The 2,135-nt window shown below is 61.2% G+C and carries 3 protein-coding genes; all 3 read right to left on the bottom strand.

Going from position 1 to position 2,135, the window contains the following annotated elements:
• Positions 1–4 precede the first annotated feature (4 nt).
• Positions 5–721, bottom strand: a complete 717-nt coding sequence (locus WBP53_RS10180) for a glycosyltransferase family 2 protein (protein ID WP_423928541.1) — start codon at positions 719–721, stop codon at positions 5–7.
• A gap of 224 nt (positions 722–945) precedes the next feature.
• On the bottom strand, positions 946–1,824 hold the full coding sequence (locus tag WBP53_RS10185; RefSeq protein WP_423928543.1) for a ParB/RepB/Spo0J family partition protein: 879 nt from the start codon (positions 1,822–1,824) through the stop codon (positions 946–948).
• An 11-nt stretch (positions 1,825–1,835) separates the two neighbouring features.
• A partial coding sequence (locus WBP53_RS10190) for a ParA family protein (protein WP_423928545.1) occupies positions 1,836–2,135 on the bottom strand: 300 nt, incomplete at its 5' end.

Below are 2,135 nucleotides of genomic sequence, written 5' to 3' on the forward strand. Positions count from 1 at the left end.
CCGTTCAGATTTCCTCGATTTGCGTGCGTTTCGAGCGCCGGATCAGCCAGGCCACGCCACGCAGATCGGAAATGCCGACCAGGGCCCGGTTGAAGTTGTTGTACTTGGAAATCCCGGCAGCACGCGCACGGTGGTTAACCGGCACGCTTTCCACCTGCCAGCCGGCGCGCTGCATCAGGGCCGGCAGGTAGCGGTGCATGTGGTCGAAATAAGGCAGGTCCATGAACGCCGCGCGCTCGAACAGCTTGATGCCACAGCCGGTATCGGGCGTCTCGTCCCGCAGCAGTCGACTGCGGATCGCATTGGCCAGCCGGGAAGCGAGCCGCTTGCTGCCGGTGTCCTTGCGTTCGGTCCGCCAGCCGGCAAACAGCTTGATCGAATCCGGCGACGCGTCTCGCCTGGCGATCAGTTTCGGGATATCAGCTGGATCATTCTGGCCATCGCCATCGAGGGTCGCGATCCAGACTCCGCGCGCGGACTTGATGCCATTGCGCACGGCGGTGCTCTGGCCGCTCTGGGTGAGGTGGTGAATTACGCGCAACTCCGGAATTTCCGACTTGGCTGCGGTCAGCACGGCGAGCGTGTCGTCCTTGCTCGCATCGTCGACGTAGACGATTTCGAACTCCGTCTTGCCGCGCAGCGCCGCCGTGATTTCGTTGATCAGCGGCAGGACATTATCGCGCTCATTGAACACCGGCACGACGACGGAGAGCTGGGTCATTGCCCGGATCCTGTGGTCGGAGTGCCGATTCAGGAGAGCGAAACGGCCGAGTTCGCCATTATCGCCGATTCGAAGTCCTATCCAAAACGAAGCGGCAACGGCAGAGCCCTCATCGAAGCCAGCGGCGCATGGTGGCTCTGTGTAGGAGGGGCATTCATGCCCGATGCTCTTCGTCACCATGCGAGGAAAGCATCACGGCTGAAGCCGTTTCCTACGAAAACGTTCTAGCGAATCCTGCCAAGAATGCCGTCGAGCTCATCGAGGCTGTGGTACTGGATGACAACCTTGCCTTTTCCTCCACGACCATGATTGATCGCCACGCGTGCACCGAGCTTCTCGGCGAGTTCGTTTTCAAGCGATTCGATATCGGCATCGCGTTTTGGCTTTGACGGTTTGCCTTTGGGCAATTCCGAGGCCCCTCGAACCGCTTCCTCAAGCTGGCGGACCGACCATTCGTTGTCAACGGCCTTGCTTGCCAGCGCGACTGCCCGCGCAGCCGGCAAGGTCAACAAGGCACGTGCATGGCCCATCTCGAGCTTGCCCTCATCGAGCATCACCCGGATTTCATCCGGCAGATCGAGCAGGCGCAGCAGATTGGATACCGATGCGCGTGAACGGCCGACCGCATCGGCCGCTTGCTGGTGAGTCAGCTTGAACTCGGCAATCAGGCGTGAAAGTGATTGCGCCTCTTCCAGCGGAGACAGATCCTCGCGCTGGATATTCTCGATCAGCGCGATGGCGATTGCGGCCCGATCGTCGATGTCGCGCACCAGTGCTGGAATCTCGGCGAGGCCGGCCAGCTGGCTGGCGCGCCAGCGGCGCTCGCCGGCAATCAGCTCGAACCGGTTCTTGCCGGAACTGCGCACGATGACCGGTTCGATCACGCCTTGCGACTTGATTGATTCGGCCATTTCCTGCAGCAGTTCTTCGTCGAAGTGGCGACGTGGCTGGTATTTGCCGGCGGTGATGGAAGTCACCTTCAGCGAGCGCAGCTCGCCTTCGTCCTGCGTGGATCTGGTTGATGTCTCGCCGGCGTCGTCACTGCCGCCAAGCAGGGCATCAAGCCCACGTCCGAGCCCAAGCCCGCGTTTTTTAGCTGCCATTGCTCCGTTTCCTAACTGGTTGCTGCGGCGGGCGCGCGTTCGCGGCGAATCATTTCGCCGGCAAGGCCGAAGTAGGCGATGGCACCGCGCGATTCGCGATCGTAGAGATTGATGGGTTTGCCGTGGCTGGGCGCCTCGGCGAGCCGGATGTTTCGTGGGATGATCGAGCGCAACAGCTTCTCGCCAAAGTGCTTGTGCAGCTGAGCCGAAACGTCATTGCTGAGGTTGTTGCGCACGTCATACATGGTGCGCAGCAGCCCTTCGATCTCCAGTTCCGGATTGAGACGCTTGCGTACCGCCTTGATCGTGTC

Origin of the sequence: Dokdonella sp., assembly GCF_049593775.1 — a bacterium.
Lineage (GTDB): Bacteria > Pseudomonadota > Gammaproteobacteria > Xanthomonadales > Rhodanobacteraceae > Dokdonella.

What these genes read in the sequence shown, in the direction of transcription:
- WBP53_RS10185 (WP_423928543.1), bottom strand. Translation starts at nt 1,824, where the DNA reads ATGGCAGCTAAAAAACGCGGGCTTGGGCTCGGACGTGGGCTTGATGCC.
- WBP53_RS10180 (WP_423928541.1), bottom strand. Translation starts at nt 721, where the DNA reads ATGACCCAGCTCTCCGTCGTCGTGCCGGTGTTCAATGAGCGCGATAAT.